Here is a 19,449-nt window from a genome sequence, read left to right as displayed (position 1 = left end):
CGGGGCCGAAGGGCACTGGTGATGAGGCCGCGCAGCGCGATGTGGTTCTGCCCATCGTCGGGAATCAGGCAAAGGTGCAGCAGACGGGGATGGTCTTCCCGCCGGACCTGTCGCAGCGGTCCTGGGAACGGATCGGGGCCAGCCTGCGCGAATTCACGAACTCCTCGGCGTGGTGGCTCGCCGACTGGCTGATCTTCGGGGAATCCACCTACGGGCTGCGGCGCTACCGCGAGGCGATCGAGAGAACAGGGCTCGACTACCAGACCTTGCGCAACTACGCGTGGGTGGCCCGGCGGTTCGAGCACCACCGCAGGCGGGACGGTCTCAGCTTCGCCCACCACGCCGAGGTGACCCGCCTGTCGCCGCCGGAGCAGGACTACTGGCTGCGGAAAGCCGAACAGCGCAAGTGGTCGCGCAACGAACTCCGCAGGGCGGTTCGCGCCGGTCTGGCCGAGCAGCGCCACCAGATCGACATCCCGCCGGCAAGCGGCGACGACAAGCAAGAGGCACCCCGGCCGGCCGAGTCGGCGGGCGCCGACAAGCGTCGGCGGAAGGTCACCACGCTCACCATCGAGCTGTCCGCCGGCCAACTGGACTACTACTCGAAAGCGGCCGCCGCGCACGGTCTGCCCGTCGACAAGTGGGTGACCCAGGTGCTCGACGCCGCCGATCGGCGCATCGCCTAGCGGCGCACCGCCCAGAGGTGCCGGACCGCCCTGCGGAGTTCGTCGCGCGATCGGACACCCGTCACATCGGAGTCAGTTGATGATCCTCCAGGGAAAGCGGGTCGCCCTGCCCTCGGCGCCCGTCGTCCACAAGCAGTTCGAGGCGCACGCGGAAGCCACCCCCGACGCCGTCGCCGTCTTCTGCGCCGGGCGGCAGATGACGTACGCACAGCTGAACGCGCGGGCCAACCGGTTCGCGCACTTCCTCACGGCGCGCGGACACGGCCGGGGCGCGAAGGTCGGTGTCTGCCTCGACTACTCGCTCGACATGGTCGTCGCCGTCCTCGGCACGCTGAAGGCGGGCGCGGCCTACGTACCGTTCGACCCCTCCTATCCGGCGGCGAGGCTCCGGCTGCTGCTGGGGCAGGTCCCCGATCTCGCCTTGATCGTGGCCTCCCCGGCGACGGCCGGGCTGGTCGAGTCGGCGGCCGTCGAGGTCGTCGATCTCCAGCGGCTGTCCGAGCACCTCGAAGGACTCCCGATGACCGGTCCTGACGTCCGGGTCACCGGGGACGACGTGTGCTACGCGGTCTTCACGTCCGGGTCGACCGGTACGCCGAAGGTGACCGCGGTGCGGCACGAGGGCTGGTTCAACCTGTTGAACTGGCTGACGCTGGAGTACGGCCTGCATGCCGGGTCGCACAACCTGGTCGTCAGCGCGTTCGGGTTCGACCTCTCCCAGCGCAGCCTGATGATGCCGTTGTTCTGCGGTGCCACCCAGTACCTGATGGCGAGCCGGAACTTCGACGCCGCGATGGCCTACCGCATGCTGACCCAGCACGAGATACGCGTGGTGCACTGCGCCTCCAGCACGCTGTACGTGCTGGTGGACTGGGAGACAGCGCGGGGCGGCGACGCGCTCACCCGGCTCGACTACATGCTGTTCGGCGGTGAGCCGCTGCATGTGGAACGGCTCCTGGATTGGGCCCGGCGCGAGGGAAACACCTGCACCCTCCTGCACCAGTACGGCGTCGCCGAGTGCACGGACGTCGCGACGTCGTTCGATCTTGCCGACTACCGGCCCGGCGACCACGACATCGCACCGGTCGGCAGGCCGGCCCACAACACCGACATCCACCTGCTCGACGAGCGGATGCGCGGTGTCGCGGCGGGGGAGTACGGCGAGATCTGCATCTCCGGGGCCAGTGTCGGCGCGGGATACCTGGGCGGCACAGGGCCCGAGTCCCAGCGGTTCACGACGGTCGAGGTCGACGGCGAGCCGCGGCGGCTGTACCGCACGGGCGACCGCGGCCAGGTGAACGAGGAGGGAGACCTCGTCGTCGCCGGCCGGATGGACGCGCAGGTCAAGGTGCGGGGCATGCGCATCGACCCGGCCGATGTCGAACGCGCGCTGGGCAGGCTGGCCGGGGTCCGGCAGGCCGCCGTGGTGGTCGGCCACACCGCCTCCGGTGAGACCGAGCTGATCGCGTTCATCGAGCCGGCGGGCGACGACCTCGCCGAGAACGACGTGCGCGCCCGCCTCCTCGAGACGCTGCCACGGAACATGGTCCCGGCCAGATTCCTCAGTATCCCGCGCATTCCGTTGAGCCCGCACGGGAAAGCGGACCGGGCGGCGCTGGCCGAAGAATTGCGAAAGCAGTACGCCGGCAGAGGGCGGACGGAATAGACGACCGGCCTTGATTACGAGCGAGAGGGCTGTGATGATTGCCGACAGCGTACGCACCATTTGGTGCCGGGAACTCCGACGCGATGACATATCGGTCGACGACAATTTCTTCGCCCTGGGCGGCCAGTCTGTGATCATGGCCAAAATACAGGGGGAATTTATCGAGGAACTGGGCGTCGAAGTTCCGATGGATCAGATGTTCCTCAACCCGACGGTGGCGTCGATTTCCGCGTACATCGAATCCCTGGGCACGGTAACCCAATAGTAAGAGAGGGCCATGTACGACGTAGTTGTCATAGGCGCCCGTTGTGCTGGTTCGCCGGCGGCCATGCTGTTCGCTCAGCAGGGGTATCGCGTCCTGCTCCTGGAGAAAGCGCGGTTCCCGCAGGACACCCTGTCCTCGCACTACATCCATCAACCGGGCGTGGCGCTGCTCGACCGGTGGGGGCTGCTCGACGAACTCCGCGCCGCGGGCTGTCAGCCGATCGACCATCAGAGCTTCGAGGCGCCCGGTGTCCGGCTGGACGGCTTCTCCCTGCCCGTCGACGGCCACCGGACCACGTACGCGCCGAGGCGGTTCGTGCTCGACCCGATCCTCGCGGGCGGTGCCGTGGCGTCCGGTGTGGAGTTCCGGGAAGCCTGCGCGGTCCACGATCTGCTGTACGAGGACGACCGGGTCATCGGGGTCCGGTACACGACGCCCGGTGGCGCCGAGGCGACGGAACGGGCCCGCCTGGTCGTCGGCGCGGACGGCATGCGATCGCTGGTGGCCCGCAAGGTCGGCGCCCCGAACGTCATCGAGCACCCGCGGATGACCTGCACCTACTACAGCTACTGGGCCGGGGTTCCCGCGCACTTCGAGCTGTACGAGCGGCCGGGGCGCTGGATCGGCGTCATCCCCACCAACGACGACCTCAAGCTGATCATGGCCTACTTCCCGCAGAGCGAGTTCTCCGAGGTCCGTACCGCGGTGGAACCCGCCTTCCTCGAAGCCGTCCGCACGACGACCCCCGAGTTGTACGAGCGGATGTCGGCGGGCAGCCGGGTGGAGCAGCTGTACGGCACGGGGCACCAGGAGAACTACTTCCGCAAGGCCTACGGACCCGGGTGGGTGCTCCTCGGCGACGCCGTGCACCACAAGGACTCCATCACCGCCCGCGGTATCACCGACGCCTTCATACAGGCCCAGTCACTCGCCGGGCACATCGGGGACGGACTGCACGACGACGCCGCGCTCCATGCGGCGCTGAAGCGCTACGAGAACGACCTGACCGATATCTTCCTCAACTTCTACCAGGGCGCGCTCAACGTGGCTGAGCTCAAGCCCGAGGGACAGGCGGAGATGTTGCGGAGCCTGGTCGGTCACCAGGAGCTGATCGACCGGTATTTCTCGACGCTGTCGGGCGCGATCTCCTTCGACGACTTCTACAACGACCAGCTCTTGGCGGTACTCGATCAGAGCTGAGTGGCGGATGGCTCCCTGGTGGTTCTGCCGATTTGGAGACAGAGAATGATCCCGTTGTCGTTCGCGCAGCGCCGGCTGTGGTTCGTGGACCGGTTCGAAGGCCCGTCACCGACCTACAACGCCGCTTTCGCCCTGCGGATTACCGGTGAGCTGAGCGTGTCCGCACTGCAGTCGGCGCTCCGCGATGTCATCGACCGGCACGAGATCCTCCGAACGGTGATCGTCGAGGACGAGGACGGCGTCCCGCACCAGCAGGTGCTGCAGTCCGGTCCCAAGCCGTTCGACCTGCCGGTGGTCGAGCTCGCGGAGAAGGAGCGGGCGGCGGCGGTCGACGAGGTGGCCACCGCGCCCTTCGACCTGACCGCCGACATGCCGATCCGCGCCAGGCTCCTGCGGAGCGGACGGCGCGAGCACACCCTGGTCCTGGTGGTGCACCACATCGCCGTGGACGGCGAATCCCTCGGGCTGCTGCTCCGCGATCTCACCGCGGCGTACACGGCCCGCAGGCAGGGCGGGGCTCCGGCGTGGGAACCGCTGCCGGTGCAGTACGCGGACTACACGCTGTGGCAGCGGGACGTACTCGGCGACGAGTCCGATCCGTTCAGCCTGGCGGCCGGGCAACTGGCGTACTGGCGCGAGACCCTGGCGGATCTGGCGCAGCCCTTGGCGATGCCGACGGACCGCCCGCGCCCCCGGGCGATGAGCCACCGCGGCGATCTGGTCGCGTTGTCGATCGACTCCGACCTGCTCGGGGCCGTGGAGAAGCTGGCCACGGAACGGGACATCACGGTGTCGATGATCATGCACTCGGCGCTGGCGGTGCTCCTGCACCACCTCGGATGCGGTGACGACGTGCCCCTCGGCGCGCCGATCGCGGGGCGCACCGACGAGGACCTGCGGGACCTCGTCGGGTTCTTCGCCAACACCTGGGTACTGCGCGTCGACCTCTCCGGGAACCCGACCTTCCGCCAACTGCTCCAGCGGGTGCGGGACCGGGCCCTGGCGGCGTACGACAACCAGGACATGCCGTTCGAGCGGCTGGTGGAGCTGCTGAATCCGGACCGGTCCACCGCCTATCACCCGTTCTTCCAGGTGATGCTTGCCTGGCAGGAGCCGCTGGGGGATCTGGAACTGCCCGGCCTCGACGTCGAGGCCGAGGAACTCGACACCAGGACGGCCAAGTTCGACCTGTTCTTCAACATGGTCCCGAACGGCTCCGGCGGGGCGGGGGGCTACCTGGAGTACGCCACCGACCTGTTCGACAGGGACACGGCAGAGGGCCTCGCGGAACGGTTCGTCCGCGTGCTGGGCCGGCTCGTGGCCGACTCGGGGCGCAGGATCGGCGAGATCGACGTGCTCGACGATGCCGAACGGGACCGGCTGCTCACCGAGTTCAACGACCGCGCCACAGCGGTGTCCGAGCTCACGATCCCGGAGCTGTTCGAAAGCCAGGCGGCCAGGACGCCGGACGCTCCGGCGATCGTGTGCGACGACCGGACGCTGACCTACCGGGAGCTCGACCACCGCGCGAACGGCGTCGCCTGGGAGCTGGTCCGGCGCGGTGCCGGGCCGGACGACCTGGTGGTGCTGGCGTTGCCGCGCACCGAGGACCTCGTGGTCGGTCTGCTCGGGATCCTCAAGTCCGGTGCCGGATACCTGCCGATGGACCCGCAGCACCTCGGCGGGCGAGCGGAGAGTGTGCTGTCCGAAGCGGCTCCGCGTTTCGCGGTCACCGACACCGCAACCTGGCAGGACCTGCCGCGCAACGACATCTCGACCGTCGACCTCGACCACCGCGCGTTATGGGACTCGCCCAAGGGGGCGCCGGCCGACGCGGACCGGATCGCGCCCTTGGATCCGGACAACCTGGCCTACGTGATGTACACCTCCGGATCCACGGGCAAGCCGAAGGGCGCGGCGATCACCCACCGCAACGTCGTCAACGGGGTGCGGGAGCTGGTGCGGGTGCTGGACGCGCCGCCAGGGTGGCGGATGCTCGCCGGCACCTCGGTGAACTTCGACGTCTCGGTCTTCGAGCTGCTGACCACCCTGTCCACCGGCGGCACGGTCGAGGTGGTGCCGAACGCACTGGCGCTCGGCGAGCGGGACGCCTGGGACGGCCATGTGATCAGCGGGGTTCCCTCGGTGCTCGGGGAACTGGTCGGCCACTTGGAGAAGGCACCCGCTGTCCGCGCCGTCGTCTTCGCGGGTGACGTGCTCCCGGCCCGACTGGTGCGGCAGGTGCGCGAGGCGCTGCCCGGCGTGCAGATCGTGAACGGCTACGGGCAGAGCGAGAGCTTCTACGCCACCTCGTTCTCCCTCGCGGGCTCCGAGGAATGGGCGGAGAGCGAGGTCGCGCCGATCGGTACCCCGCTGGGGAACATGCGTGCCTACGTGCTGGGCCCGGGGCTCGCCCCGGTGCCGCAGGGCGTGGTCGGTGAGCTGTATGTGGCGGGGATCTGCCTCGGCCGCGGCTACCACGGCCGTGCGGGCCTGACCGCCGAGCGATATGTGGCGAACCCGTTCGGCCCCGCGGGCGAGCGGATGTACCGCACGGGCGACCTGGCCCGCTGGAACGCGCGTGGTCAACTGGAGTGCGTCGGCAGGAGCGACGGCCAGGTGAAGGTGCGCGGCTTCCGCATCGAGACGGCCGAGGTCGAAGCGGCCTGCGTGCTGCACCCCGGGATCAGCGAGGCCGTGGTGATCAGCCGGGAGGCGCCCTCGGGCGGGCGGCGGCTCGTCGCGTACGTGGTGCACACCGGCGAGGGAGCCGTCGGTGACGACGGCGCCGGTGGTATCGGCGATGTGGACCTCCAGTCCGGTGCTTCGGCCGCCGAACTGCGCACGTTCGTCGCGGCACGGCTGCCCGACTACATGGTGCCGTCCGCGTTCGTCGTGCTCGGCCGGCTGCCGCTCGGGCCGACCGGCAAGCTGGACCGTTCGGCGCTGCCCGAACCGGAGTTCGGGGGCGAGGCCTACCGGGAGCCGCGCACCGAGGCCGAAGCGATCATCGCCGCGTCGTACGCGGATGTGCTCGGGGTGGACCGGGTCGGTGTCGACGACGACTTCTTCGCGGTGGGCGGGGACAGCCTGCGCTCGATCCAGGTGGTGGCGCGGGCCCGGTCCCGGGGCCTGGACCTCACCACGCGGGAGATCTTCGAGTGCCGCACGGCGGCCCGGCTGGCCGAGGTGGCCACCGCACGTCGGGACCGGCTGCCCGCGCTGGCGGAGGACGAGAGCGGTGGCGTCGGCCCGATGCCGCTGCAACCGGTGGCGCGGCAGGTGTTCGAGCACGGCGGCGGGATGAACCGGTTCGCGATGGCGCTGGCGCTGGAGCTGCCCGCGGGGATCGACGCGAGGGGACTGGCCGCGACGCTCGACGCCGTGCTCGACCGGCACGACCTCCTGCGCGCGCGGCTGGTGCGAGGCGACCAACTCCTGCCCGTCGGCGACGAACTCTCCCTCGTCGTGCGTCCGGCGGGCACCGTGCGTGCGGCGGACCTGATCCACCGGGTTCCCTGCGACGGCCGGTGGGACTCGCCGTCCTCGCTTCAGGCGGCGAAGGCGGAGCTGGACGACTCGGTCGGGCGCCTCGACCCGGAAGCCGGGACCGTGGCGGACTTCGTCTGGTTCGCTGCGGAGCAGGGAGCGGGCCGACTGCTTGTGGTGCTCCACCACCTGGTGGTGGACGGTGTCTCCTGGCGGATCCTCATGGCGGACTTCGCCGAGGCGTGGCAGCAGGTCCGCTCTGGCAGAACGCCCGAGCTGCCCGCGGTCGGTACCTCGGCCCGCCGTTGGGCGTCGGCGCTGCGCAGCGAGGCGCTCACACCCGAACGGGAAGCGGAGCTGGCGTACTGGCTGGACCTGCTCGAGGCGCCGAACCCCCCGCTGGGAACGAGGGCGTTCGACCCGGCGGTGGATGTGATGTCCACGGTCGACAGCGTGCGGGTACGGCTGTCCGCCGAGGTCACCGAGGCGGTGCTGACCAGACTGCCCGCGGCGTTCAGGGGCACCGGGACCGACGTGCTGCTCGCAGCGCTCGCGCTGGCGGTGAACCGGTGGAGCGGTGCGGACCGCTCGACCCTGGTCCGGCTGGAGGGACACGGCCGCGAGGAGGACGTCGTTCCCGGAGCCGATCTCTCGCGGACCGTCGGGTGGTTCACCAGCATGTACCCGGCCCGGGTCGATGTGCGCGGGGTGGACCTGGACGACGTACTGGCAGGCGGTCCCGCGGCCGCGAAGGCGGTCAAGCTGGTCAAGGAGCAGCTGCGCGGGGCCCCGGACAAGGGCCTCGGATTCGGAATGCTGCGCTACCTGAACCCGGAGACCGCCGCGCAGCTCGCCGAGTACCCGATGCCGCAGCTCGGGTTCAACTATATCGGCCGGATCTCCGACGCCGATGTGCCCGAAGAGCTGCGCGCGGACGGGTGGGGGCCGGCGCCCTGGTCCGCCGAGCTGGTTCCGGTGCCCGACCCGGACCTGCCCGCGCTGTCCGCGCTGGAGGTCAACGCGGTCGCCACGGACACCGCCGAGGGCACCCGTCTGCACGCGGCCTTCGTGTTCCCCACCGGGGTGCTGTCCCGCGAGCGGACCTCCGAACTGGCCGAACTGTGGGCCGAAGTGCTGCACGGGATGGCCGTGTACGCCGCACAGCCGGAGATCGGCGGGCTGACGCCCTCGGACACCCCTCTTGTCCCGGTGCGGCAGGACGAGATCGAGGCCTGGGAGGCTCGCTACGGCCGACTGGCCGAGGTGTGGCCGCAGGCCCCGGGGCAGTCCGGGATCCTGTTCCAGGCCGCGCTCGCCGACGGCTCCTTCGACGTGTACCACATGCAGTTCGTGCTGCACCTGTCCGGGCACGTGGACCCGGCGCGCATGCGGTCGGCCGGGCAGGCGCTGCTCGACCGGTATCCGAACCTGCGCTCCGCCTTCGTCGCCGGAGCCGGCGGCGATCCGGTGCAGGTCGTGCCCGAACACGTCGCCATCCCGTGGCGGCACATCGTTCTGACCGACCGGAGCGAAGCCGAGCACGACGCGGCGCTCGACAGGTTCCTCGCCGAGGACCGGGCCGACCAACTCGATCCCACCCGGCCGCCGCTGATCCGCCTGGCGCTGATCACCGTCGGGCCGCAGCGGGCGAAACTCGTCATCACGGCGCATCACGCCCTGTTCGACGGCTGGTCGTCCCCGTCGGTGATCACGGATCTGATCCGGCTGTACTCCGGGACGCGCGAGCTTCCCCCGGTGCGCGACTACGGTGGCTATCTGGCCTGGCTGTCGACGCGGGACCGGGACGCGTCGGCCACCCGCTGGGCCGCCGAGCTCGCCGGATTCGACCAGCCGACCCTCGTGGCTCCGAACACCGCTCCGCAGGAGGCGGCGTCCGCCGTCGGGCGGGTCGAGGTGCCGCTGCCGATCGACAAGGGACGTGAACTCGCCCGGCGCGCCGCCGAACTCGGGGTCACGCTGAACACCCTCCTTCAGGGCGCGTGGGCGATCCTGCTCTCGAAGCTGACCGGGCAGCGGGACGTGGTGTTCGGGGCCGCCGTCAACGGTCGCCCGGCGGACCTGCCCGGCTCGGACGAGATGGTCGGCCTGTTCATCAACACCCTGCCGATCAGGGTGTTCTGCCCACCGGACCACACCGTGGCCGACGTCGTCACCGAGCTCCAGCAGCGGCAGACCGCGCTGCTCGACCACAACTACTACGGGCTGGCCGACATCCAGCGCAGCGTCGGGCTGCCCGCCTTGTTCGACACGATCGTCGTGTTCCAGTCCTACCCGATCGACCGCGAGGGCATGGTCGACGCGAACAACTCGGCAGGGTTCACGGTCGACGGCATCCGGCCGTTCGCGGGTTCGCACTACCCACTCACCCTCAACTCCTCCGACCCGTACCTGCGGCTCTCCCTCGACTATCAGAACAACCTCTACGACCGCGACTCGGCCGAGGCGATCGCCGCTCGGCTCGTCCGGGTGCTGGAGCAGGTGCTCGCCGACCCGCGTTCGCCGGTGGGCGGGATCGAGGTGCTGGCGGAGGACGAGCGGGACTGGTTGGTGCGGCGGGTCAACGACACGGCGTATCCGGTGGCCGAGGGCACTCTGCCGGATGCGTTCGAGGTCCAGGTGGAGCGGACCCCGGACGCGGTCGCGGTGATCGGTGAAGAAGAGACGCTGAGCTACGCGGAGTTCAACCGGCGCGCCAATCGGCTGGCGCACTGGCTGGTCGAACAAGGCGCGGGGCCCGAGCGGATTGTCGCGGTGCGCATCCCGCGTTCCGTCGAGATGATGGTCGCGATCTACGCGGTGGCCAAGGCGGGAGCGGCGTACCTGCCGATCGACACCGAGCTCCCCGAGGACCGGGTGCGGCAGTTCCTCGACAGCGCGAAGCCGCTGCTGGTGCTCGACGACGACCTTCCGGACGTGTCCGAGTACGCGGAGGCGAACCCTGAGCGGGAGCTGTCGCCGGACAATGCCGCGTACGTCATCTTCACCTCCGGCTCCACCGGTGGCCCGAAGGGGGTGCAGGTGGCGCATCGGTCGATCATGAACCGGTTGAAGTGGGGTCTGGAGCACTTCGACGTCACGGTCGAGGACCGGGTGCTGCTGAGTACGACCGCGAGCTTCGACGTGTCGGTGCCGGAGCTGTTCGCGCCCCTGCACGTGGGTGCGGCTGTCGTGGTCGCGCGTCCGGACGGGCGCAAGGATCCGGCGTATCTGGCCGAGCTGATCCGGCGGGAGCGGGTGACCGGCGCGGACTTCGTGCCGTCGCTGCTGGAGGCCTTCGTCACCGAGCCCGCGGTGACGACGTGCACGAGTCTGCGCTGGATCGAGGTCGCGGGCGAGGCGTTCCCGGCCACGCTGGCCAACAAGGTGGTCGATCTGCTGCCGGGTTGTGGTGTGCACAACCTCTACGGGCCCACCGAGGCGTCGGTAGAGGTCACGGGATGGCGGCACGTGCCGGGGGCGGACCGGGTGCCGATCGGTACGCCGATCTGGAACACCCAGGTCTATGTGCTGGACGAGGCACTGCGCCCGGTCCCGGCCGGGGTCACCGGTGAGCTGTACCTGGCCGGCGCCGGGCTGGCGCGGGGCTACCTCGGGCGGACCGCGCTGACCGCGAACCGGTTCGTGGCCTGCCCCTTCGGCGAGCCCGGCGCGCGGATGTACCGCACCGGGGATGCCGTGCGGTGGAACGAGGACGGCCAGGTCGAGTACATCGGCCGCACCGACTTCCAGGTCAAGATCCGCGGCTTCCGCATCGAACTGGCCGAGGTGGAGGCGGCGCTGACCGCGCACCCGGATGTCGACAACGCGGTGGCCGTGGTGCGGGAGGACCGCGCCGGTGACCAGCGGCTGGTCGCGTACGTGGTGCCGGGCGGCGGGGCGGACCCGGCCGGGCTGGACGCCGTGGCCCTGACGGACCTGCTCCGGGGCCGGTTGCCGGAGTACATGGTCCCCTCGGTGATCGTGCCGGTCGCGGGGCTCCCCACGACACCGAGCGGCAAGCTCGACCGGGCCGCGCTCCCCGCGCCTGACCACACCGAGTCCGCGACCGGGCGGGGGCCGCGCGACCACAAGGAGGAAGTCCTCTGCCGGCTGTTCGCCGAGCTGCTCGGTGTGGAGGAGATCGGTATCGATGTCGACTTCTTCGGTCACGGTGGGCATTCGCTGCTGGCCACCCGGCTGATCGGCCGCATCCGCAGCGAGCTCGACGTCGACGTGAAAGTCACGACGGTGTTCCGCAATCCGACCGTCGCTCAGCTGGCGGCGCGGCTCGAGGGGCCGGCCACGTCGAAACGCCGCCCCCAGCTGCGCCAGATGACCGTTTAGGAGAAGCGTCGATGATCCCGTTGTCCTTCGCCCAGACCCGGCTGTGGTTCCTCTACCGCCTGGAAGGCCCGTCCCCCACCTACAACATCCCGTTCGTGCTGCGCCTGGAGGGAGAACTGGACACCGCGGCCCTGGCCGCGGCGGTGCGGGATGTCCTGGCCCGGCACGAGAGTCTGCGTACCTTGATCGTGGAGAACGCGGACGGCACGCCGGAGCAGCGGGTCCTGCCGCCGCAGGAGGCGGCCTTCCGGTTCCGGGTGGTCGACGTGGCCGCGGACGCGGTGGACACCGCGACGCAAGAAGCCGCGCGTGAGGGATTCTCCCTGGACACGGAGCTTCCCTTTCGGACAGCCGTCCTCCGGGTCTCCCCGCGGGAGCACGTGCTGGTGTTCGTGTTCCACCACATTGCCGCGGACGGGGCGTCGATGGCGCCGTTCCTCCGCGATCTGGTGTCGGCGTACACGGCTCGTCATCAGGGAGACGCGCCGGAGTGGGAGCCGCTTCCGGTGCAGTACAAGGACTACACGCTGTGGCAGCGGCAGCTGCTGGGCGAAGAAGAGGATCCGGAGAGCATCGCCGCAGAGCAACTCGACTACTGGCGCGAGGAGTTGGAGGGGGTCCCGCAGCCGGTGCAGATGCCCCTGGACCGGCCGCGGCCGACGGCCGCCGACCACCGCGGCGGAGATGTCTCGTTCGAGCTGGAACCCGAGCTGCTGTCGGGGCTCCAGAAGCTGGCAGCGGACTGCGGTGCCACGGCACCGATGGTCGCTCAGGCGGCGCTTGCGGTGCTGATGCACCACCTCGGCGCCGGCGACGACCTGACGATCGGCAGCCCGATCGAGGGGCGCGCCGACGAGCAACTCGACGATCTGATCGGATTCTTCGCCAACACCTGGGTGCTGCGCGTCGATCTGTCGCGGAACCCGTCGTTCGGCGATCTGCTGGATCAGGTGCGGGACAAGGCGCTGGCCGCGTACGACAACCAGGACGTGCCGTTCGAGCGCCTGGTGGGGCTGCTCAACCCCGAGCGTTCCACCTCGTACTCACCACTGTTCCAGGTGATGCTGGCCTGGCAGTTCGCGTGGTCGGGGATCGAGATGCCCGGTCTGCGGGTCACCCCCGTCGCGACGGGTACCGACACCGCGAAGTTCGACCTGTTCTTCAACATCATCCCGGACGCGTCGTCCGGGCGCGCGTACGGGCGGCTGGAGTACGCGACGGAGCTGTTCGACCACGCCACGGCCGCGAGTTTCGCCGACCGCTATGTGCGGGTGCTGCGGCAGGTGGTCGCCGATCCCGGAGTACGGCTCGGTGGGGTGGACGTGCTCGCCGACGCCGAGCGGGACTGGCTGGCCCGGTTGAACGAGACCGCGGCACCGGTGCGCGAGGCGACGCTACCGGAACTCGTCACCGCTCAGGTGATGCGGAACCCGGACGCGACAGCGGTGGTGGCCGGGCGAACCGTGTTGTCGTACGCGGAGTTGGAGGCCCGCGCCGGCCGGCTGGCCGCGGTGTTGCGCGAGCGCGGGGTCGGGCCGGACGAGGTGGTGGCCGTGGCGTTGCCGCGGTCGGCGGACCTGGTGGTCGCGCAGCTGGGCGTGCTCAAGGCGGGTGGCGCCTACCTGCCGATCGATCCCCATCATCCGACGGCGCGAGTCGACCTCCTGCTCACCTCGGCCGATCCGGCGCTGGTCCTGACCGATCGTGATACGGCGGCGGCACTGCCGGAGTGCCGACCGCCGGTACTCCGCCTCGACGACCTGCACCTCGACGCCCCCGGCGGCCCCGCTGTCGAAGCCTCGGACCTCCATATCAGGCCGGACAATCTGGCGTACGTGATGTACACCTCCGGCTCCACGGGCAAGCCCAAGGGCGTCGCCATGACCCACGCCACCGTGGTCAACGGTGTCTGGTACTCGCGGCGGATGGCACAGCTCGAGCCGGGATCCCGTATGCTCGCCGCGACCTCGGTGAACTTCGACGTCTCCGTGTTCGAGATATTCACCGCGCTCGCTGCCGGCGCGAGTGTCGAGATCGTCCGTGACGTACTCGAACTCGCCGAACGCGACCGATGGTCGGGCACCACCATCTGCGCCGTGCCGGCGGTGTTCACCGCACTGCTCGGCCCCATCCTCGCCAAGGAGCCGGGCGCTCTCGACCTCGAACTGCGGACCGCGATCCTCGGCGGCGACCCGCTCACGGCCGACGTGGTCGACCAGGTGCACGAGGCCTTCCCGGATGTCCGTGTCGTCCATGCCTACGGACAGACAGAAAGCTTCTACGTCTCCAGCTTCCCGGTCCCGCAGCAGTCGACCGAAACCGGCGTGATCCCGATCGGACGACCGCTCGCCAACATGCGCACCTACATCCTGGGGCCGGAACTGACACAGGTCCCGCCCGGCGTGATGGGGGAAGTGTATGTGGCCGGTGGACTCGCCCGCGGCTACTACCGCAGCGGCGAGGCGACCGCGGAGCGGTTCGTCGCCTGCCCCTTCGGTCCCCCCGGCGCGCGGATGTACCGTACCGGCGACCTGGCCCAGTGGGACAGGAGCGGTCAGCTGAAGTACGAGGGACGAGCCGACACCCAGGTCAAGGTGAACGGCATCCGGGTCGAGCCGACCGAGATCGAGATCGCCCTCGCCCAGCATCCTGCGGTCGGCCAGGCAGTGGTCACCGCGTGGAAGGACCACACCGGCAACACGCGGCTCGTGGGCTATGTGGCGCCGCCGGAGGGCACCGCGGACGGCGACGTCGTCCGGCAGGCCGGTGTGTCGATGGCGGAGCTGCGGCGGTTCGCGGCCCAGCGGCTGCCGGACTACATGGTGCCCGCCCAACTGGTGGCCCTCGACCGGCTGCCGCGGACCGTGACCGGGAAACTGGACCGGGCCGCGCTGCCCGAGCCGGAGTTCGCGGGTGCCGAGTACCGGGCGCCGCGCAGCGCGGCGGAGCGGGTGCTGGCAGAGGTGTACGCCGATGTCCTCGATGCCCGACAGGTGGGTGTCGACGATGACTTCTTCGCCAGTGGCGGGGACAGCATCCGGTCCATCCAGGTGGTCGCGCGGGCCAAGACGCGCGGTGTCGTGGTCACCACACGGGAGGTCTTCGAGCAGCGTACGGTTGCCCGGCTCGCGGAACTGGTCGAGGGCCGGGCGCAAGAGGAGCCCGTGGGGCTGGCCGAGCTGCCGGGTGGCGGGGTGGGCTGGGCTCCGTTGCCGCCGACGGCGGCGCACGTGCTCGCGTCCGGTGGCGGTGTCCGCCGGTTCTGCATGTCGGCGATGCTGACCCTGCCCGAGGACATCGACCGTGCGGGGCTGGTCGCGACGCTGCAGGCTGTCCTCGACCGGCACGACGTGCTGCGCTCCCGGCTCGACGGAGAGCGGCCGGGCCTGCGGATGGGGCCGGCCGGCAGCGTGGACGCCGGCGCGCTGGTCCGGGAGGTCGCCCACGGCGATGCCGATGCGCGGGCAGAACTGGACGCGGCCGCGGGCCGCCTCGACCCGGACGCGGGGGTGATGGCGCAGTTCGTGTGGTTCACCTCTGCCACCGCGGCGGACCGGTTGCTGATCGTGCTCCACCACCTCGTCGTCGATGGGGTGTCGTGGCGGATTCTCGTACCGGACCTGGTCTCGGCCTGGCGACGGGTCCGTGACGGCCACCTCCCGCAACCGGCAGGCGCGGGTACGTCGTTGCGGCGGTGGACACACGCCCTGGCCGACGAGGCGGCCGCCCCGGAGCGGGTGGCGGAACTTCCGGTGTGGCAGGAGATCCTGGCCGGGGCCGAGCCGGTGCTGGGCGCACGGGAGCTGGACCCGGCGCGCGATGTCGCGGCCACCGTGGACACGGTCCGCGTCCAGGTGCCGTCGGATGTCACGGAGACTCTGCTGAACACGGTGCCCGCGGTGTTCCGCGGCGGCGTCGACGACGGGCTGCTGGCCGGGCTGGCCTTGGCGCTGGCCCGTTGGCACCGGACGCGGGGCGTGCTCCGGGCCTCGACGCTGGTCCGACTGGAAGGCCACGGCCGGGAAGAGCACGTGGTGCCCGGCGCGGAACTATCGGGCACGGTCGGCTGGTTCACCGCCATGTACCCGGTACGCCTCGACCTGACCGGTATCGACTTGGCGGACGCCTTCGCCGCGGGTCCGGCCGCCGGGAAGGCGATCAAGGCAATCAAGGAGCAGCTGCGGGCGGTACCCGACCACGGCATCGGCTACGGCCTGCTGCGCCACCTCAACCCGCAGACCGCCACCGCGCTGGCGAAGGCGCGGCAGCCCCAGATCGGCTTCAACTACCTCGGCAGAGCCTCCGGCGCGGACATCCCCGAGGACCTGCGCGGCCTGGGCTGGGCCCCGGACACCACGTACCGGGACCTGGTCCCGGCGCCGGACGCCGACATGCCGGTGCCGTCGGCTCTGGAGATCAACGCGGTCGCCACCGCCACGCCCGGCGGCGAGGAGCTGACCGCCCACTTCGGCTTCCCCACCGGTGTGCTCTCCCGCGAGGAGGTCACCGAACTGGCCGGGCTGTGGGTCCAGGCGCTGACCGCCCTGGCCCGGCACGCAGTCAGCCCCGGCGCCGGCGGACTCACCCCCAGCGACGCTCCCCTGGTCGGCGTGGACCAGGAGGAGATCGAGGCCTGGGAAGCACGCTTCGGCAGACTGGCCAGGGTATGGCCCGCGACCCCGGCGCAATCCGGGATCCTCTTCCACACGCTGCTCGCCGGAGCGTCGTCGTACGACCCCTACCACGTTCAGCTGGTGTTCCAACTGTCCCGTGACGTCGACGCGGAGCGGTTGCGCCGGGCCGGGCAGGCGTTGCTGGACCGCTACCCCAGCCTCCGCGCGGCGTTCGTCAACCGGGCGGACGGTGATGTCGTCCAGGTGGTGCCGGAGTCGGTGACCCTGCCGTGGCAGTACCTCGACCTGACCGGTGCCGACGAGGCGGACCGCACCGAGACCTTCGAGCGGTTCCTCGCCCAGGACCGGGCCGCCCACTTCGACGCGGACACCCCGCCGCTGATCCGGCTGGCACTCGTCGTCCTCGAACCCGAGCGGCCCGAACTCGTGCTGACCGCCCACCACACGCTCTTCGACGGCTGGTCCACGCCCCTGCTGATGCGGGACCTGCTGCTGCTCTACGCCTCCGACGGCGACCCGGCCGGTCTGCCCGGCATCCGCGACTACGACGACTTCCTCTCCTGGCTCGACCGCCAGGACCACGAGGAGTCCGCACGCGTGTGGGCGGCCGAACTCGAGGGGATCGAGGCGCCGACCCTGCTCGCTCACGACTCCGCGCCCACGGACGCCGAGAGCCGTGACCAGGTCGACATCACGCTTCCGGCCGACGAGGCGAGCGCACTGCGCCGGCTGGCGTCCGATCTGGGCATCACCGCCAACAGCCTGGTCCAGGGAGCCTGGGCGCTGCTGCTCGGCCGGCTCACCGGCCGCCAGGACGTGGTGTTCGGCGCCACCGTCTCCGGGCGCCCGCCCGCGGTGCCGGACGTCGAGTCGATGGTCGGGATGTTCATCAACACCGTTCCGGTACGCGTCACCTACACGCCCGGCGAAACCGTCGCCGAGGTTCTCACCCGGCTCCAGAGCCGGCAGGCCGCCCTCACGGAGCACTACTACTACGGGCTCGCGCAGATCCAGCAGTCCGTCGGCCTCCAGTCCCTCTTCGACACGCTGGTCGTCTTCGAGTCGTACCCCATCGACCGGGAGGGCCTCAGCGCGGCCGGCGAGGCAGCGGACGGGATCACCTTCACCGGCTTCCGCCCGTCCGCGGGCAACCACTACCCCCTGTGCCTGGCGGCGGCGGTCGACCCGACCCTCGAACTCGTCCTCCAGTACACGCCGGAGGTCTTCGACCGTGCCACGGTGGAGATGTACGCGGCCCGCCTGGTCCGCGTCCTGCGGCAGGTGGCGGCCACCCCGGAGCTGACGGTCGCGCAGCTCGACGTCCTGGAGCCGGCCGAACGCGCCCGGTTGCTGAGCGAGTTCGACGAACCGGTCCCGGCCCCGGACGACACGATCACCGGGCGCGTCGAGGCACAGGTGGCGCGGACCCCGGACGCGCTCGCCGTGGTCGCCGGGGGCGAGTCGCTCACCTACGCCGAACTGGACGCCCGCGCCGAACGGCTCGCCGTCGAGTTGGCCCGGCACGGGGTGGGGCCGGAGACCGTGGTGAGCATGGTCCTGCCGCGCACCGCGACCGCGGTCGCGGCCCTCCTGGGCGTGCTCAAGGCGGGCGCGGCCTATCTCCCCGTCGACCCCGCGTTCGCCGGCGCACGCCTCCCGCACATCCTCACCGGTGCCCGGCCGCACCTGGTCCTGGCCGACACCGGCACCCGCGACCTCGTGCCCGCCACGGACATCCCCGTCCTCGTCCTCGACGACATCGACATCGAGGCCCCGGCCGCCACGCCCGGGGAGGCCACGGAATCCGCGGCACGGCCGGCAGCCGGCCCCGACAACCTCGCGTACGTCGTCTACACGTCCGGCTCCACCGGCGTGCCCAAGGGCGTGAGCGTCACCCATGCCACCGTCGTCAACGCAGTGGACGCCCTGGTCGCGCACGCCGGAATGGCGTCCGGCCGGCGGGTGCTGCTCGCCGCGTCGTTCGGCTTCGACGTCGCCACCTTCGAGCTGTTCTCCGCGCTCACCACGGGAGGCAGCGTCGAGATCGTGCGCGACGTGCTGGAACTGGCCGAACGCCACACCTGGGACATCGACGTCATCTGCTCGGTGCCGTCGGCCTTCGCCGAACTCGTCGACCAACTCGGCGACCGCATCCGGCCCACGGCACTGAACATCTCCGGGGAAGTACTGACCCCGGCCCTGGCGGAGCGGGTGCGCACGCTCTGGCCGCAGGCCCGTGTCATCAACAGCTACGGCCCCAGCGAGACCTTCTACGCCACCGCTCACCTCCTGCGCCCCGACCAGCCGTACGCCGCCGGCGTGCCCGTCGGCCGCCCGTTTCCCGGCGTGCGTGCGTACATCCTCGGCCCCGGCCTGGACCTGCTGCCCCCGGGCACACCGGGCGAGCTCTATCTGGCCGGGGCCGGACGCGGCTACCAGGGCCAGCCCGCGATGACCGCCGACCGCTTCGTCCCCGACCCCTACGGGCCGCCCGGCTCCCGCATGTACCGCACGGGTGACCTCGCGAGCCTCACCGCCGAGGGCGAGCTGCACCACCTGGGCCGCATCGACACCCAGGTCAAGATCCGTGGCTACCGCGTCGAACCCGGAGAGGTCGAAGCCGCTCTGACGGCCCATCACCGCATCGCCCAGGCCGCTGTGGTGACCCGGCGGTCCGGTACCACCAGCTACCTGGCCGCCTATCTCGTCCCGGTTCCCGGCGAGACGGCCCCGGACGCGGCCGTACTCCGCGCTCACCTGGAGGAGCGGCTGCCCGACTACATGATCCCCTCCGCGTGCATACCGCTCGACCGGCTGCCCCTGTCTCCCAACGGCAAGCTCGACCACAAGGCCCTGCCCGTCCCCGACCTCACCCCCGCGACGCCCTTCCGGGCGCCCGGCACCGCCCGCGAGGAGGCTCTGGCCAGGCTGTTCGCCGAGGTGCTCGGCGTCGACCGGGTCGGTGTCGACGACGGCTTCTTCGCGCTCGGCGGGCACTCCCTGCTCGCCACCCGGCTGATCACCCGCGCTCGCGCCGAGTTGGGGATCGAGATACCCATCCGCAAGATCTTCGACCTGCCGACGGTGGCCGAACTCGCCGCATGGTCGGAGGAATCGGCTGTCCCCCTTCGCCCCAGTCTGCGCAAGATGCTCGTAGAGGAGTGA

General features: G+C 70.8%; 6 protein-coding genes. All 6 read left to right on the top strand.

Going from position 1 to position 19,449, the window contains the following annotated elements; genetic code table 11:
• The first annotated feature begins 89 nt into the window (after window positions 1-89).
• The 6 genes from GUY61_RS01030 (at window position 90) to GUY61_RS01005 (ending at window position 19,449) form a co-directional block, all read left to right on the top strand.
• Window positions 90-686 carry an LmbU family transcriptional regulator gene (locus tag GUY61_RS01030; protein WP_208105399.1) on the top strand — a complete coding sequence of 199 codons (597 nt, stop codon included), beginning with the start codon at window positions 90-92 and terminating at the stop codon, window positions 684-686.
• A gap of 79 nt (window positions 687-765) precedes the next feature.
• Entirely contained in the window at window positions 766-2,352 is a 1,587-nt protein-coding gene (locus GUY61_RS01025) for an amino acid adenylation domain-containing protein (RefSeq protein WP_166628102.1), read from the top strand.
• 34 nt (window positions 2,353-2,386) lie between these two features.
• Window positions 2,387-2,617 (top strand): phosphopantetheine-binding protein, encoded by a 231-nt coding sequence (locus tag GUY61_RS01020; RefSeq protein WP_166628101.1) that lies wholly within the window; start codon window positions 2,387-2,389, stop codon window positions 2,615-2,617.
• 12 nt (window positions 2,618-2,629) lie between these two features.
• Complete coding sequence (locus GUY61_RS01015; protein WP_166628100.1) at window positions 2,630-3,817, top strand: NAD(P)/FAD-dependent oxidoreductase; 1,188 nt, start codon at window positions 2,630-2,632, stop codon at window positions 3,815-3,817.
• A gap of 45 nt (window positions 3,818-3,862) precedes the next feature.
• Window positions 3,863-11,650 (top strand): non-ribosomal peptide synthetase, encoded by a 7,788-nt coding sequence (locus GUY61_RS01010; protein WP_166628099.1) that lies wholly within the window; start codon window positions 3,863-3,865, stop codon window positions 11,648-11,650.
• A gap of 11 nt (window positions 11,651-11,661) precedes the next feature.
• Window positions 11,662-19,449 carry a non-ribosomal peptide synthetase gene (locus tag GUY61_RS01005; protein WP_166628098.1) on the top strand — a complete coding sequence of 2,596 codons (7,788 nt, stop codon included), beginning with the start codon at window positions 11,662-11,664 and terminating at the stop codon, window positions 19,447-19,449.

The organism is Streptomyces sp. GC420 (genome assembly GCF_009916105.1).
In the GTDB taxonomy this organism is placed as follows: Bacteria; Actinomycetota; Actinomycetes; order Streptomycetales; family Streptomycetaceae; genus Streptomyces.
The sequence above is the reverse complement of the archived record's forward strand: the minus strand, read 5'-3'. Positions and strand labels throughout refer to the sequence as shown.

Bases quoted from the DNA above. Each gene is read 5' to 3' on its own strand.
- GUY61_RS01010 (WP_166628099.1), top strand. From the start codon at position 3,863: ATGATCCCGTTGTCGTTCGCGCAGCGCCGGCTGTGGTTCGTGGACCGG.
- GUY61_RS01025 (WP_166628102.1), top strand. From the start codon at position 766: ATGATCCTCCAGGGAAAGCGGGTCGCCCTGCCCTCGGCGCCCGTCGTC.
- GUY61_RS01030 (WP_208105399.1), top strand. From the start codon at position 90: ATGGTCTTCCCGCCGGACCTGTCGCAGCGGTCCTGGGAACGGATCGGG.
- GUY61_RS01005 (WP_166628098.1), top strand. From the start codon at position 11,662: ATGATCCCGTTGTCCTTCGCCCAGACCCGGCTGTGGTTCCTCTACCGC.
- GUY61_RS01020 (WP_166628101.1), top strand. From the start codon at position 2,387: ATGATTGCCGACAGCGTACGCACCATTTGGTGCCGGGAACTCCGACGC.
- GUY61_RS01015 (WP_166628100.1), top strand. From the start codon at position 2,630: ATGTACGACGTAGTTGTCATAGGCGCCCGTTGTGCTGGTTCGCCGGCG.